Genomic DNA, 13,914 nt, shown 5'->3' on the forward strand with positions numbered 1-13,914 from the left:
AGCAGTTAGAATATTACGAAAACTTTAGTTTATTCGTTTCGAAATTTTCTAAAATTTTCGTAAAATCACTATATTTCTATGATAATCGACATAATTCGATTAGTCAATGAGGCTTTGAACGAAAATTGCACGAAAATTTTTTAGTGGAATTTAATGTGTTTTCGTTATATTTTTTGGATCACCCTGTAAAGACGTCAAAAACCGCCCTCCCGCGCTGGCTGCGAGACGGCTTTGCCGCCGGACTCTGCTATTCGTTCCGTCCGTCTAAGCCCGTTCCAGTGCTGCGAACAGCCGCTCGCACAGCTTCTCGATATCGTTCAACCGGGCCAGTGCCATTACCCATTCTAAGGGGATGGCAGCAGCGCCGTAGGCCAGCCCGGCCAAGCCGCCCGTCACCGCAGCCGTCGTGTCCGTATCGCCACCGAGATTAACGGCCTTTAGCACAGCTTCCGCAAAGGAACGACTCGTCAGCAAGCACCACATGCTGGCCTGCAGCGTATCGACAACATAGCCGGAAGATCCGATTTCCGCTTCCTCGCAGCTCCCTATATCGCCGGCAATCAGCGGCTGGAAATGCGTGTATTCCGGGTGATCGGCAAGCTCCGCCCGCGCCCAGACCCGCCACATCTCATAAGCGTCGCGCACCTGCCTTCCCTCCAGCAGCAGCAGCGCGTATTCAATATACAGGTCGCAAGCCAGCACCGAGCGGGCATGCCCGTGCGTAATCGACGACGACTCCGCGACCAGCCGGGCCCGCTCGGACCTCGGCAGGTTTCTCACAACAAATGCCATCGGCGCTATCCGCATCAGCGAGCCGTTGCCGTTGCTGCCGGCGTCGCGCAGTCCCGCTTCCCTCGCAGCTACGGCCCCCGAGCCCAGTCGCTCCAAAGCCGTACGGGTAGCGTTGCCGATATCGAACACCTCATAATGAGCGCCCCAGTAGCCCTCGCGATACCAGCGCAGGAAGCGCTGCCCGATATCCTCGGGATCGAAGCCGTGGCACAAGCTCTCGGCCAGACAAAGCGTCAGCGAGCTGTCGTCCGACCAGGTCCCTTTAGGCTGATTCCAGACGCCATAGCTGCGCATCCCCGTCACAGGATTGCTGCGCAGCGCCTCCCGCATGGAAAATTCCACAGGCACACCCAACGCATCGCCGACGCAGACGCCCAGAATCGCATCCCTTACCGGATTGCCGTTCATCTTCATCTCTCCTCTCTTCATGCGCCGATAACAGCGCCGTCACAACATTGAAACCAGCTTACCGCGGCGCAGCGAATAAACGCAACAGCCGAAAGAACATTCCTTTTTGCGCGGAAAATAAAACTGACAAACGCCGCCATACGTTTTATAATGAGAGGATGTTTGCAGCCATTATTTTCCGCAAAATGAGGTGTGTTGATTTGAAATATAGAGGTTCAATCCGCACGGCCCGGGCGTTCGCCCTTGCCGCGCTGCTCTGGATGGCTATTCCCGCCGGAGCTGCAACTGCAAACATGAAGGAGCCCGCTTCCGGGGGCTGGGCCGATATGTCCTCCGGCGGCTCGCACCGTCTGGCACTCAAGCTGGATGGAACGCTGTGGGCCTGGGGCAGCAACCGCAACGGCCAACTGGGCACAGGACAATTCGGCGAGCCGGAGAAGCTGCCCGTGCAGGTCCCGGCGCTGCGCGATGTCGCCGCATTGGGTACGGGACAAGCGAACTCGTATGCCATAATGCGAGACGGTTCCGTCTGGGCCTGGGGCGACAATACCGACGGCCAGCTTGGCGACGGAACCGTTACCCGGCGGCAAATCGGCTCTGGCGACGTCAGCGAGCAGCATAACGCTTCCCGGCCCATACAGCTCAAGGAGTTGTCGCACATCGTATCGATTACCGGCAATTTCGCCGCCACGTACGCCGTTCAGGACGACGGCTCGTTGTGGGCGTGGGGCTTCGTCAGCATCCCCTACACGACCCAGCCGGTCCAATTAAAAAATTGGACCAACATTCAAGCGGTCGCCACCGGCTATACCGGCAGCCTGATCGCGCTGCGTAAGGACGGCACCGTGCTTACAGTAAGCGCGGGCGGTGTTCCCGAGCAAGTGACAGGTCTCGATCATATCGTTGCGGTCGCGACGTCGATCGGCAGCTATTTTGCGCTCAAGGACGACGGTACCGTATGGGTATGGGGCAGCAATGCCTTTGGCCAATTGGGCGACGGCACAACGGAAGACCGGCCTGAGCCGATTCAGGCTCCGTACATTCGCGACGTGGCTGAAATTCAAGGGACGCAGGGCGGTCCGATTTATTTGAAAAAAGACGGCACCGTGTGGGCCGGCGGCAGCAATTTGGGCGGTCAGCTCGGCATCGGCTCCTATGCGGACTCCAAGGTTCCCGTGCAGGTGAAGGGGCTGACCCATATCCGCCATATCACCGCCTCGGGAACCGGCAACAATGTGATGGCGCTACGCGAGGATCATACGCTATGGGGCTGGGGCGACGGCTATATCGGCGACGGCACCGAATGGTGGCGCACGGTGCCCGTGCTGATCAAAAGCGACCCGGCGCAGCCCGATGAAGCGTTTGACACCATCAAGGTCGATGTGGATGGCCGGGCGCTGACCTTCGAGCAATTTCCACAGCTGATCCACGATACGACAATGGTCCCGATGCGCGCAATCTTTGAAAAACTGGGTGCACAAATTGCCTGGGACCCCAACGCCGCGGCGGTTACGGCCAGCAAGGACGGTTTGACGCTGCGCATCGCGATTGGAGCCAATGTCGCCGAAGTAAACGGGGAAAGCATCAAGCTGGATACCCCTGCCGTGTTACTAAATGGAACTACGCTTATTCCCGTGAGATTTGTCGCTGAATCACTAGGAGCCAAAGTCGGCTGGGACAACACTACGCACACGGTAAGCATTGAATCCGGAAAAGAAACGGAGACCGCTCATGAATAAACAAATCACACGATCATGGACTGCCCGCAGCCTGCTCCTGCTGCTCGCCTTCGTCCTGCTAATGAACATCTGGCCGTCCGCCATATTCGCGCAAAGCAAGCTCATTGCCGACCCAACGCTGGAAACCGCCTTGCGCGAGAAGCTTGGCAAGCCGTCGGGCGAGCTAAGCCCCGCCGAGCTGGAAACCGTCACCTCGTTATACGCCTATAATCAGCCCGAACGCATTGCTTCCCTCAAAGGTCTGGAGTTTGCTACCGGCTTGGGCACTCTGGTGTTATCCGGTCAAGCGGTAAGCGATATCGGGCCGATCTCCGGCTTGCATAAACTGACTTTCTTGGCTGTGGACCGCAACGAGATTACCGACCTCACGCCCCTAACCGGCCTTGCCAAACTGACTACCCTGCTGATTAGCGGCAACCGGCTGGAACATCTCGATGCGCTGGAACATCTGAATCATCTGACAGACCTGCTCGCAGGCAACAATCAGATCAGCGACTTGTCGCCGCTCCGAAACTTGCCATTGAAATGGTTGTCTCTGGAGCACAATCAATTGACGGATATTTCCGTTCTGGAAGAAATGCCAACGCTGGAGAACGTATATGTGAACGATAACCACATTTCCGATATTTCGGCGCTAGAGCTATTACCCCGCCTGCAGTCCGTTGCACTGGACAACAATCCATTAAACGATCAGGCAGCCGGCGTCATCGCCAGACTCAAGCAAAAAGGCGTCCGCATCGTCACAACGAATCCTCCACCTGGCGAAAAACCGATTACGGTATTGTTCGATGCCAACCCGCTTGATCTGGACCAGAATCCGTTCATCCGTGAAGGAACGACCCTGGTCCCGTTCCGGGCGATTTTCGAAAAGCTTGGGCTCGACATCACCTGGCAGCAAGAAACGCAAACCATTGTCGGCGAAAGTCCGGACACCACGATCAAGCTGCAAATCGGCAGCCGAAACGCTGAAGTCAACGGCGCAGCCATCGAACTTCCCGAAGCGCCAGAGCTGGTTGATAACAGCACGTTTGTCCCCATCCGTTTTGTCGCGGAAGCGACCGGAGCGCTCGTCGATTGGGATGCCGGGCGACGTCAAGTGATCATCAAAGCCAAACACGCGCTCACGTCGGCTGACGGTACGGCGCACGTCACGGTGTACGGGCTGTGGAACGATATGTACGAAGGCGGCGGAGACGCCACGCACAAGTTCGGCTTGCGTTCCTTCGACTTCCATCTGTTTTTCCTGCTGGCGGCAGCCAAGGAATCGCCCGGCGCCGGCAGTTTGAACGACTATTACGAAACCGTTAAAGCCCAGAACGTCAACAGTGAAACGGATCGGCTGCTCAGCGAAGAAAATGTGAGCTTCAAAGATTACCCTGCCCGCCGATTCATCTTTATGGACAATCAGCTCGACACCGAATTTACGATCACCGTTTTCGAAACGGAGCATTCGTTTTATCAGGTGGTTTTCGGAACCGAGCCCGAGTACCGCAAAGCCGCGCAAGCGGATTTTGACGGCATTGTGCAGAGCTTGACGTTTGAGCCTTAAACAAGCAAAAAGCATTCCAGTCCGTGATATGACGGAGGGAATGCTTTTTTCGCTTCAGCGGAAGCGGACGCCGACTTGCGGCTGCTCGTTGACTGTAAGCTGGAACACATCGGGCCGGCTGTAATGGCCGACGACATCGAGATCGTAACGACTTTGCCTAATCAGCGGCAGATGGAGGTCGGCAAACAGCAGCCCTTCCGCGCCGTAAAGCGGCTCGGCGACATACGCGCCAAGCGGATCAACCACTGCGCTGCCGCCGCGGCACAACACGTCGTCATCGCCCGCGATGTCGGCATAGCAGGCCAGATCGGCCGGATACGACGCTTTTGTGACGTATTGATTGCTCGACACGACGTAGCAGCGCCCTTCGCAAGCAATATGCCGCAGCGTCGACTGCCACGTATCGCGCGCATCGGCAGTTGGCGTCAGCATGATATCGACGCCCTTCGCATACATCGCCATACGCGCCAGCGGCATGTAATTCTCCCAACAAATCAAGCCGCCGACCCGGCCAAAGGGCGTATCAATCACCGTCAACGTGCTGCCGTCACCTTGCCCCCAGAGCAGCCGTTCGGCGCCGGTTGGCATCAGCTTGCGATGCTTGCCGAGATACGCCCCGTCGGGACCCAAGTAAACGAGCGAATTGTACAACGTCGTTCCCCCAAACTCGCCTTCCCGTTCGACGACGCCGACGACCAGATACGCCTGCGCCTCTCTCGCAATTTCGGCCATTTGCGCGATCTCCGGTCCCGGAACGGTGATCGCGCTATCGGCGTAACGCTGCCAATCGCTGCGACCTTCGCCGCTACGGCTGCCGACACGCGTGCCGAAAGAGAGTCCCCGCGGATAACCCGGCACGAACGCCTCGGGAAATACGACGAGTTGAGCGCCCTGAAGGGCGGCAGCTTGCGTCAGCTCAGCGATGCGGGCGAGCGCGCCGCCGGTATCAAACAGCTGCGGCGCGGCTTGGACAACCGCGACGCGGACTTGCTTTTGCTGCATATTCCGCCTCCTCTTGAAACCTCGTTTGCACATGATATACTAGGGCCATATCTTACGCCATTGAAGGGAACGGCCCGCATGTGGAATCTCGATCGAACAAGCAAAACCCCGCTCTATCATCAAATTGCCTCCGATCTCGAACAACGCATTGCGCGAGGTGAATATCCGCCAGGCACGCTGCTGCCCTCGGAGCGCAAGCTTGCCGGCCAATTGAACGTCAATCGCAGCACAATCGTGCAGGCCTATGACGAGCTTCGCGCATCCGGCCTCGTCGAAAGCTCGCAAGGCAGCGGCACCAAGGTCATCACGCACAAATGGGGCATCGTCCCGAAAATAACGCCGAACTGGAAGCAATACGCCGAAGGCGGCGCCTTCCTGCCGAACCTGCCGGCCATCCGCCGCATTCGCGAAGCTTTGCGCCAATCGTCGGCGCAGCCGCTGATCGATTTCGCCAGCGGCGAGCTGTCGGCGGATCTGTTCGTTGGCGAGCAGCTGCAGCAGGTGCTGCGCGAGCAGCCTTTCGACGAGCCGCTTGGCTATGACGATCCGCAAGGCTTCCTACCGTTGCGCGAGTCGCTGGTCGCGTTCCTCGAACGCGGACTCGGCATCCGCACAACCGCATCTTCGATGCTGATTACCTCAGGTTCGCAGCAATCGCTGTATTTGATCACGCAATGTCTGCTCAGCCCCGGTGACGCCGTGGCCATTGAAGACCCGTCCTACAGCTATTCGCTGCCGATGTTTCAATCGGCCGGGCTACGCTTGTTCCGGCTGCCGGTCGACCGCAGCGGCATCCGCCCGCAGGACATCGTGCCGCTGTACAAGCAGCATCGCATTCGGATGATTTTCGTGAATCCGAATTTTCAGAATCCGACGGGAAGCGTGCTGGCTCCCGAGCGGCGTCGCGAGCTGCTGGACATCGCAGCCGAGCTTGGCATCCCGATTGTCGAAGACGACCCGTTCACGTTGACCGCTTCCAGCGGCAGCCCGCCGCCGACGCTGAAATCGCTCGATACGGCAGGCAACGTACTCTACGTCGGCTCGCTCTCCAAAATCGCCGCTTCCGGCCTGCGCATCGGCTGGCTGCTGGCTCCGCAAACCATCGTCCAGCGACTGACCGACGCGCGCCAGCAGATGGATTTTGGCCTCAGCAGCCTGCCGCAATGGGCCGCGCAACATCTGCTGGCGGACGGCCGCATGGATCGGCAGCTGGCGCGGCTGCGCGGCGAGCTGGCGCGCAAGAAAGCGGCGCTCACCGAAGCGCTGAGTCGACATATGGGCGAGCTGCTCAGCTTCGAGCCGCCTGCCGGCGGCTTGACGCTCTGGTGCCGGATGGAGCGGCCGGCGGACGAAGCGCGCCTGCTCGACGAAGCGATCAGGCACGGCGTCGTGTTCACGCCAGGCAGCGTGTACGGCTCGGAGCGCCGCTATGTACGGCTGAGCTTCGCCCGCCCGACGCTGGCGGAGATCCCGCACGGCGTCGAGCGGCTACTCGCGGCATGGCAGGCGCTGGAGCAGGCATAGCTTGCGCCCTGACGCTGGCGCCAGCCCCAGCCGCGTCGAGCAACGCCAAGCGCCGTGTGCAAAGCGCCAGGCCGTCTGCGGGGCGAAACAACTTATACGTGGCTGGCGCTGATGCAGATGGCACTCGACTTGCACTGTATAACAGTGTAACGGTGCAGCAGTTTAACAGTGCAGCATCGCAGCGTGAAAGCATGACCACGCCAGCATGCCTGCAGCGGCACGCCGCAGACCCGCTAAGAGCGAACGCCGACGCGGCCGGAATACGCCGCCCGGAGCGCCTCCGCGGCCACACCGAGACTGTCAGACCCGCCGCGTCGCGCCGTCGCCAGCCGCAGGCTGCCGGTGCAACGGCTACAGCCAGCCTTTGACAAAAGCGATCAGCGCAGCAACGCCGCACGCAATCGCCACCACGTACAAAGAGGTCAGACGAACCCATTTGGCGCCTGTTTTTTGAAAATACGTCTGGTCGCCGTCCCGATTTTTTTTCGAAAAGCCAACCATCAGCGTACCTGCCAGGCCAGCCAATAAAATCACCGTAAAAATCACATAAAACAGGTTTGCGTTCATCGCAAGCTCCCCTTCCCTGCGGGCCCTCGCGCCCGTGCGTTCTGTCTATCTTCAGCTTACCCTAAAAGGACCGGAAGATCGCCATCCACTTGCTCACTTGTTCGTCCCATCCAGTTCCCGGCCAAAAAAAGCCACGACCTTGTCGCGGTAAGCATGCGGCTCCAGTGCATAAGCGCGGAGATGCGCCGCGCCGGGAACCACCCACAGCTCGGCGGGCGAATCTTCATCTTCATCCTCATTCCATCCCCTCGCCGCAGCCAGCAGCTCGCGGCTGTCCTCAAGCGGATTCGTGCGATCGGCGTCGCCGTGAATGAACAGATGTGGCCGCGGGGCCATGCCCTTGACCGCAACCGTGAGTCTCATCATTTGTTCCTCCACAGACCTTCCTCCGCTCGCCCGCCCCGCAAAGCGGCAGGACCGCCTTCTGCCTATGCCCCGGCCCTGCCATTACCCTTTGTCAGCCTAAGCAATCGTCAAACGAATCAGCGTATCGCGGATTACTTGAGCCAGCTCGGGCAGCCGGTCGTGAAGGAAGAAATGTCCGCCGTCCAACTCGTGTGTCTGGATGCCGGCGCTCGTATGAAGCGCCCAGCCCTGCACCGTCTCCGCTGTCGTAAACGAATCGCGCGAGCCGTGGAACACGACAAGCGGGCAACGCAGCGGCGGCCGGCCCCCTACGTAGCTGTACGTCTCCACCAATTTGAAATCATTGTGGATAATCGGCAAAAACAGCTGCAGCAGCTCCTCATGCTCAAACACCTCGGCGGGCGTGCCGTCCAGCTCCTTCAGCTTCTCGATAAAAGCCGCCTGCGGCAGCGCATGAAACATTTCGGGAATCGCCATATGCGGCGGGTTGCGGCCCGATACAAACGCGCAAGCCGGCAGCTGCTCGCCGGACTGCTGCAGCCGGTGCATCAGCTCAAACGCCAGAAGCGCGCCCATGCTGTGGCCAAAAATGCCATAAGGCTCGTCCGATATATAAGGAGCAATCAGCTTGAGCAAATCATCGACAGCCTCTTGCACATGGGCATACGGCTGATGCTGGTACCTGCGGCCGCGCCCCGCCAGCTCCACCGCCCGGCACTCCAGACCGTGGCCCAGCGCCTGATCCCAGCCGTGAAAAATCCGCGCCGAACCCCCGGCATACGGCAAACAAATCACATTCATGCTTTGCACTCCTTTACCCGCTCATGTACGGTCAGTCATCTTAACAATACTGCCTGCCAAGCGCTTTGACAACCCGAACAACAGCCGCTGGCTAGGGTCGTCCCGCAGGCCGTCCGTCATACTATAGAGCTGAACCGCGATTCTCATTCCATGCGGATGCGAAAGGAGCTGCTGCGATGAAAGCATTACTGCGTCTGGAGGACATCGGTCCCGGGGGGTACTATGGGGATGGGCAATCACGGCAAAAGCTGGCCGCCGTCGGCGACATGCTGCACCGGCTCGGGGTGCCGTTCCACGCCGCGATCATCTCGCGGTTTGTTGATCCGCTTCGCGGCGTCGACTGCCCGCTAAGCGCCACCGGCGTTCCCGCCGCGGCCGAGCTGGCGGCCCATCTGCACAAATGGCGCGACGACGGCGTTTCGCTGGGCCTGCACGGCTACACACACCAGTACGGCCGCTCGATTAGCGGCGAAGGCTTCGAATTCGCCTATGCTGGCTGCCGCGGGGACTGCCCGCCGGACGATTCGCCGCAAGCGCTCGGCACGACGGCGGGTTTGGCGAATTCCTACGCTTACCGGCGGCTGGCGCTGGCGTTCGCGGAATTCCGCGCGGTCGGCCTCGCTCCCGACTGGTTCGAAACGCCGCATTACGCCGCTTCGCCCGCGCAGCGCCGCATCCTGGAAGCGTGTACGCGCTTCATGTACGAAGACAATCCCGATGCGCCGGGCAGCCGTCAGGTGACGGCACGGGCCTCTGCCAATCGTTATGGCCGTACATGGTATGTGCCGACGCCGCTGGGCTACGTGGACGGCACAGACCCAGAACGCGACACCGCGCGCATCGTGGAGGAGGCGGCCCGGTATGCGCCTGACGAGCTGGCTTCGTTCTTTTTTCATCCGTTTCTCGAATTTCCGTATATCCGCATAGCTGTAAACGGCCGGACCGTGTATGACGAGCGTTCGCCGCTGCGCACTCTTATTGCCGGACTGAAAGCGGCAGGACGACAGTTTGTGACGATACGCGCCTTCAGCGGAAGCTGAACTCGCCGACATCGAGCGTTTCAAGCCGTTCGCCAATCGCTGCCAATCGGCGCGCGCTCAAGCCGTTGAGGAAATCGAGCAGCCGCTGCTGCCACTCCGCCTCTGCCGACCGCTTGGCGTGCACGGCAGCGAGCAGATCGGACGAGGAGCCGCGCAGCTCCTCGTAGAGCGTGATTTTGGCCAGAACCGCCAGCTCCGTATCGCCAAACGCCGCAAACAGCGTTTCGTATTCAGCGCCATACAAGATGTCTGCTTCCAGCATGTCGAGATAGTCATGCAGTGATCGGAAATTGGCTTGAATCAGCTTGATTTTGGCCTCTGCCGAAGCGCAATCGGCCAGCTGTTCGAGCCGCTTGCGCAGCTGCATATCGCTCATCCGGTCCGCTGCCCCGAAAGACATCGTCTCCGGCTTGGACCGCGGCGCTCTGGTCGTGATTACAACCGCCTCCAGACTGTCGTGACGGACGGCGTGATGCAGCCGCTGCGCCAGATTGCTTTCACCCAGCCGCATATACGCCAGCCATTGTGGATCGGACAACGCCCACTCACGGCACAGCTCTTCCTGCGCCCGGTTAATCCATGCGCGTATCGTGGACAAATCCCAAGCAGCCAGCCTGAGCTTGATACCGGGCAGCCGTTCGGGAGCAAGGCGCAATTCGCGGGCCGAACCGCCGCTGAGCAGCGAAAACAACGCCATCTCCAACACAAGCTCAAATATATTAAACAGCTCGATCCGGTAGTCGAAGCGGCATACGTCTCCATAGTCCGCCAGCAGTCCCAGCACATCCTCCAGGGGAAATAGCCCGACCAGGCGCGTCTCCAGAAGCAAGCGTTCCATATACTGATGAATGTAGGTGATGCCTGTCAGGCTCGTATCGTCTGCGGCCAACGGATAATCGATGCTCGCCATCGTATTGTGCGCTTCGAATACCACATCGTATTTCTTCATAAAAACCGGCAGCGACTCATCGATCGTCAGCTGATAGGCATCTACGGGCAAAGCCAGCTTGCTCCGCCGAAGCTCCCCGTACAGCCGCTTGGCATCGGTAAACAATCCGGCGACCCGTTCGACGCCGCAATGATGAATCCGCACGATGCCTTCCGTCCGCAAGCGCTCCAATGCCCGTTCCGGCTCTCCGGCCATCCGCAGCTCCAGATCCGTCGCATAAAGGATGGAAGCCAGCAGGCTTTCCGCCGTTTCTGCAGCAATCGACGAGCTTTCCCCCTTTGTGCGCTGGCGGATCAACCGTTCCAGTACCCTCATCAGCCCGCTCTGCGCTTCCAGCGCCTCAGTGCGGCCGAGCCGTCCGGCCCGCTGCCCTTCCGCCAGCAGCGCCACGGTATAACTGCCCCGAGCAAGCCGTTCCGGGTGCAGCCGCTTGCCGGACTGCACAGCCGGCCAAGCCCCCGTTTGATCAGCGTTCATACGCATCCTCCTCGTCTTCGCTTTCTTCGCCTGGCGTCAAGCCGCTTCTGAACCGGGAAGCGTACTCCTCCATGCTGCCGCGCAGCAGCTCGATCGCACCGCCGCACTCCCCGTCAAAGCGTTCCTTCATCGCTTCAATCAATACAAGGTCGCCGATGCGGTCCTCCGTGTCGCTCTTGATCGCGTAAAACAGCTCCAGCAGCTCTGCCAGCGTCCCGGCAAAGCTGTCCGCTTCCATGTGGACAGACGCAGCGAAAACCTCAATCAGCGCTGCAGCAGCGCCAACGCCAATTTCAACGCGGTCGTAATGACCGAGCGCCTGCTCGCGTACAGCCAGCAGCAAATGGGCATCGTCCGGACTTAACGTCAAGCCGTGGGGCTGCGTATAGCGGTTTTGTTCCAGCAGCGTGAACACCGCCTGATCCTCCAGGGAATGACTGAGCGCGTGCAGCAATCGCGGTAACAGCATGACAAGCATCCTCCTCGAAAAAGATATTGACATTTCATTGAATTTGTGATATGATTGTATAAATACGTTTAAAATTAATAGTTCATCTATTTTATTGAAATTACAAGCCATTGTCAAGGGATTATGGCTTTTTGTTATGACTGAAACCGGAATCGGCCTGCATGTCGAGGCAGACGGGTCGGCGCCTGCCGCGGCAGGCGCTTTTTGCTGCTTGCACAACAAAAAAAAGCGAAGCGCCGGCAGATTCGCCAGGCCTCGCTGTACGTATAGGAGGTAAGCCCATGCTGCTGCACAAGGGCGAAGTTTTGTTTCGCCAAGGCGAAACCGGCCCGCTTTTCCGGCTGGAAAGCGGCCTGCTCAAAATCGTCCGCGTTCACGAGGACGGCGCGCAATTCGTCGTCAATCTGATCGTGCCCGGCGAAACCGTGCCGCATCATTCCCTGATCAGCCCGAACCCTTATTTCGGCACGGCCGTGGCGTTGACGACTTGCAAAATCGCAACGCTGCCCGCCGAGCAGTGGTACCGGGAGCTGGAGCGTTGCCCCGAATTGTATCGCGACGTGGCGCTGCTGCTGCAGGACAGGCTGCGCACGATGCAGCGCAGAATCGACCATTTGACCGAGGTGACGCCAGCGGAAAAGCTGCGCAAGCTGCAAAGCTGGTTTCAAGCGTATATCTCGACCGATTCGCTGACCGAGGTGCTGACGCAGGATGAAATCGGCCAGCTGCTTGGCTTGCGCCGCGAAACGATCAACCGGCTGCTGCGCGCCGAGCGCAAAATCTGAAGCAAAGTTTACGCCCACCACGCGCCGCCAGAGCGAAGTGCCGGCCTTACGGCGGCTGGCAGATCGGACAGCGAACGGCTCCCGGTACCGCGCCAGCTCCGCTACGCCCGGCGTCCGGCCCTCCCGGACGCCAGTCCCGCCTCCTCATCCGCTCCAGCCGTCGGCGATGCCGCCAAGCTGCCGGTCGGTCCGAAAAATTCGTAATGGATATCGCTTTCCGCCACGCCCCATTCCCGCAAAAACCCGAACGTCGCCCGCATAAACGGCTCCGGCCCGCACAAATAAAAGCTCGCCTGATTGTCCTCCAGCACGCTCGCCAGCCAAGCCAAATCGATCCGTCCCGCCTTATCGAACGATCCGTCCGCCCGATCCTGCTCCGTCGGCTGCTCGTAGCACCAGAACGCCGCGCCGCGCGGCAGCGCACCGGCCAGCTCCTCCACCTGCCGCCGCAGCGCGTGCAGGCGTCCGTTATGCGCCGCGTGAATGAACGTGACCGCTTGCTGCGTGCGGTCCTCGGCCAGCGCGGCGAGCATGCTCACCAGCGGCGTTTGCCCGACGCCGCCGCTGATCAGCACGACCGGCTTCACCGCCGCGGCTTGCCGGTCAAGCGTAAACGCGCCCGCCGGCGCGGACAGCTGCAGCTCGTCGCCCACCGCGACGCGCTCGTGCAAATACGTCGATACCCGACCCGCAGGACGGTCGTCGACGGCATCCTCGCGCTTGACGGTAATCCGGTAATACGGCCGGCCGGGAGCGTCGGACAGGCTATATTGGCGGATATGCGTAAACGCGTCCCCTGGCAGCGCCATTTTTACACTGACGTATTGTCCTGGTTCAAACGCCGCCAACGCGCCGCCGTCCGCAGGCATCAAATAAAACGACGTAATCGCTTCCGTCTCCCGCACCTTGGCGGTCACCTTGAACGGCCGGAAACCGGCCCAGCCGCCAGCCTGCTCCTCCGCTTCACGGTACATGCCGGCCTCAACGCCGATGAAGGCGCAGGCAATAACGCCGTAAGCTTCCGCCCACGCCGCCAGCACCTCCTCCGACGCCGCCTCACCCAGCACATCCTTGATCGCAGCCAGCAGCGTTTGCCCGACAATCGGATAATGCTCCGCCTTGACGCCCAGGCTGCGATGCTTGTGGGCAATCTGCCGCACCGCCGGCAAAATCGTCTCCAGCTTGTCGATATGCAGAGCCGCCGCGTACACCGCGTTGGCAAGCGCTGCTTGCTGCCGGCCCATTTTTTGATGCGCATGGTTAAATACGTTCAAAAGCTCCGGATGTTCGGCAAACAGTAGCTCGTAAAAGCGCCGTGTGATCGCTTGCCCGCGCTGCTCCAGCACCGGCACCGTCGATTGAATCAGGCGAATCGTTTGTTCGTTCAGCATGTTCATTTCCCCGCTTTCGTCAATGTGGAATGGGCTCAGTATAACGAAAAAAACG

13 protein-coding genes are annotated in these 13,914 nt (G+C 59.9%); 5 read left to right on the top strand and 8 right to left on the bottom strand.

The window, feature by feature from the left end; translation table 11 throughout:
• Positions 1-264 precede the first annotated feature (264 nt).
• The gene (locus B5M42_RS23325; RefSeq protein ID WP_209280777.1) at positions 265-1,200 is read right to left on the bottom strand and encodes an ADP-ribosylglycohydrolase family protein; all 936 of its coding nucleotides are present in this window, start codon (positions 1,198-1,200) and stop codon (positions 265-267) included.
• Between the two features lie 200 nt (positions 1,201-1,400).
• On the opposite strand from B5M42_RS23325, the gene B5M42_RS23330 reads away from it, so the two are divergent.
• Complete coding sequence (locus B5M42_RS23330) at positions 1,401-2,939, top strand: stalk domain-containing protein (protein ID WP_167690201.1); 1,539 nt, start codon at positions 1,401-1,403, stop codon at positions 2,937-2,939.
• Positions 2,932-4,488 (top strand): stalk domain-containing protein, encoded by a 1,557-nt coding sequence (locus B5M42_RS23335; protein ID WP_134756329.1) that lies wholly within the window; start codon positions 2,932-2,934, stop codon positions 4,486-4,488. The genes B5M42_RS23330 and B5M42_RS23335 overlap by 8 nt, the downstream gene beginning before the upstream one ends.
• 54 nt (positions 4,489-4,542) lie before the next feature.
• On the opposite strand, the gene B5M42_RS23340 is transcribed toward B5M42_RS23335, so the two are convergent.
• Positions 4,543-5,490 (bottom strand): carbon-nitrogen hydrolase family protein, encoded by a 948-nt coding sequence (locus tag B5M42_RS23340; protein ID WP_134756331.1) that lies wholly within the window; start codon positions 5,488-5,490, stop codon positions 4,543-4,545.
• A 78-nt stretch (positions 5,491-5,568) separates the two neighbouring features.
• Between B5M42_RS23340 and pdxR the strand changes: the two genes are divergently transcribed.
• A complete protein-coding gene (gene pdxR / locus B5M42_RS23345) occupies positions 5,569-7,014 on the top strand; it encodes a MocR-like pyridoxine biosynthesis transcription factor PdxR (RefSeq protein WP_134756332.1) in 1,446 nt (481 codons plus the stop codon).
• Positions 7,015-7,365: 351 nt separating this feature from the next.
• Here the strand turns inward: pdxR and B5M42_RS23350 are convergent, their stop codons facing one another.
• From B5M42_RS23350 to B5M42_RS23360, 3 genes are all read right to left on the bottom strand, one after another.
• On the bottom strand, positions 7,366-7,581 hold the full coding sequence (locus tag B5M42_RS23350; RefSeq protein WP_134756334.1) for a hypothetical protein: 216 nt from the start codon (positions 7,579-7,581) through the stop codon (positions 7,366-7,368).
• A 93-nt stretch (positions 7,582-7,674) separates the two neighbouring features.
• Entirely contained in the window at positions 7,675-7,947 is a 273-nt protein-coding gene (locus tag B5M42_RS23355) for an alpha/beta hydrolase family protein (RefSeq protein WP_134756336.1), read from the bottom strand.
• Positions 7,948-8,043: 96 nt separating this feature from the next.
• Positions 8,044-8,748 carry a thioesterase II family protein gene (locus B5M42_RS23360; RefSeq protein WP_134756338.1) on the bottom strand — a complete coding sequence of 235 codons (705 nt, stop codon included), beginning with the start codon at positions 8,746-8,748 and terminating at the stop codon, positions 8,044-8,046.
• A gap of 176 nt (positions 8,749-8,924) precedes the next feature.
• On the opposite strand from B5M42_RS23360, the gene B5M42_RS23365 reads away from it, so the two are divergent.
• A complete protein-coding gene (locus B5M42_RS23365) occupies positions 8,925-9,788 on the top strand; it encodes a DUF2334 domain-containing protein (protein ID WP_134756340.1) in 864 nt (287 codons plus the stop codon).
• Here B5M42_RS23365 and B5M42_RS23370 read toward each other — a convergent pair.
• Entirely contained in the window at positions 9,775-11,214 is a 1,440-nt protein-coding gene (locus tag B5M42_RS23370; protein ID WP_134756342.1) for a DUF6179 domain-containing protein, read from the bottom strand. The two genes, B5M42_RS23365 and B5M42_RS23370, sit on opposite strands and share 14 nt — an antisense overlap.
• Entirely contained in the window at positions 11,204-11,683 is a 480-nt protein-coding gene (locus tag B5M42_RS23375) for a DUF6323 family protein (RefSeq protein ID WP_134756345.1), read from the bottom strand. Before B5M42_RS23375 ends, B5M42_RS23370 begins: the two co-directional genes overlap by 11 nt.
• A 281-nt stretch (positions 11,684-11,964) precedes the next feature.
• Here B5M42_RS23375 and B5M42_RS23380 point away from each other — a divergent pair, with 281 nt between their 5' ends.
• Positions 11,965-12,468: a Crp/Fnr family transcriptional regulator gene (locus B5M42_RS23380; RefSeq protein WP_134756347.1), complete on the top strand. Its 504-nt coding sequence runs from the start codon at positions 11,965-11,967 to the stop codon at positions 12,466-12,468.
• Positions 12,469-12,569: 101 nt separating this feature from the next.
• Here the strand turns inward: B5M42_RS23380 and hmpA are convergent, their stop codons facing one another.
• On the bottom strand, positions 12,570-13,859 hold the full coding sequence (gene hmpA / locus B5M42_RS23385; protein ID WP_134756349.1) for an NO-inducible flavohemoprotein: 1,290 nt from the start codon (positions 13,857-13,859) through the stop codon (positions 12,570-12,572).
• Between the last annotated feature and the right edge of the window lie 55 nt (positions 13,860-13,914).

The sequence above is a fragment of the Paenibacillus athensensis genome (assembly GCF_004514475.2).
In the GTDB taxonomy this organism is placed as follows: domain Bacteria; phylum Bacillota; class Bacilli; order Paenibacillales; family NBRC-103111; genus Paenibacillus_AL; species Paenibacillus_AL athensensis.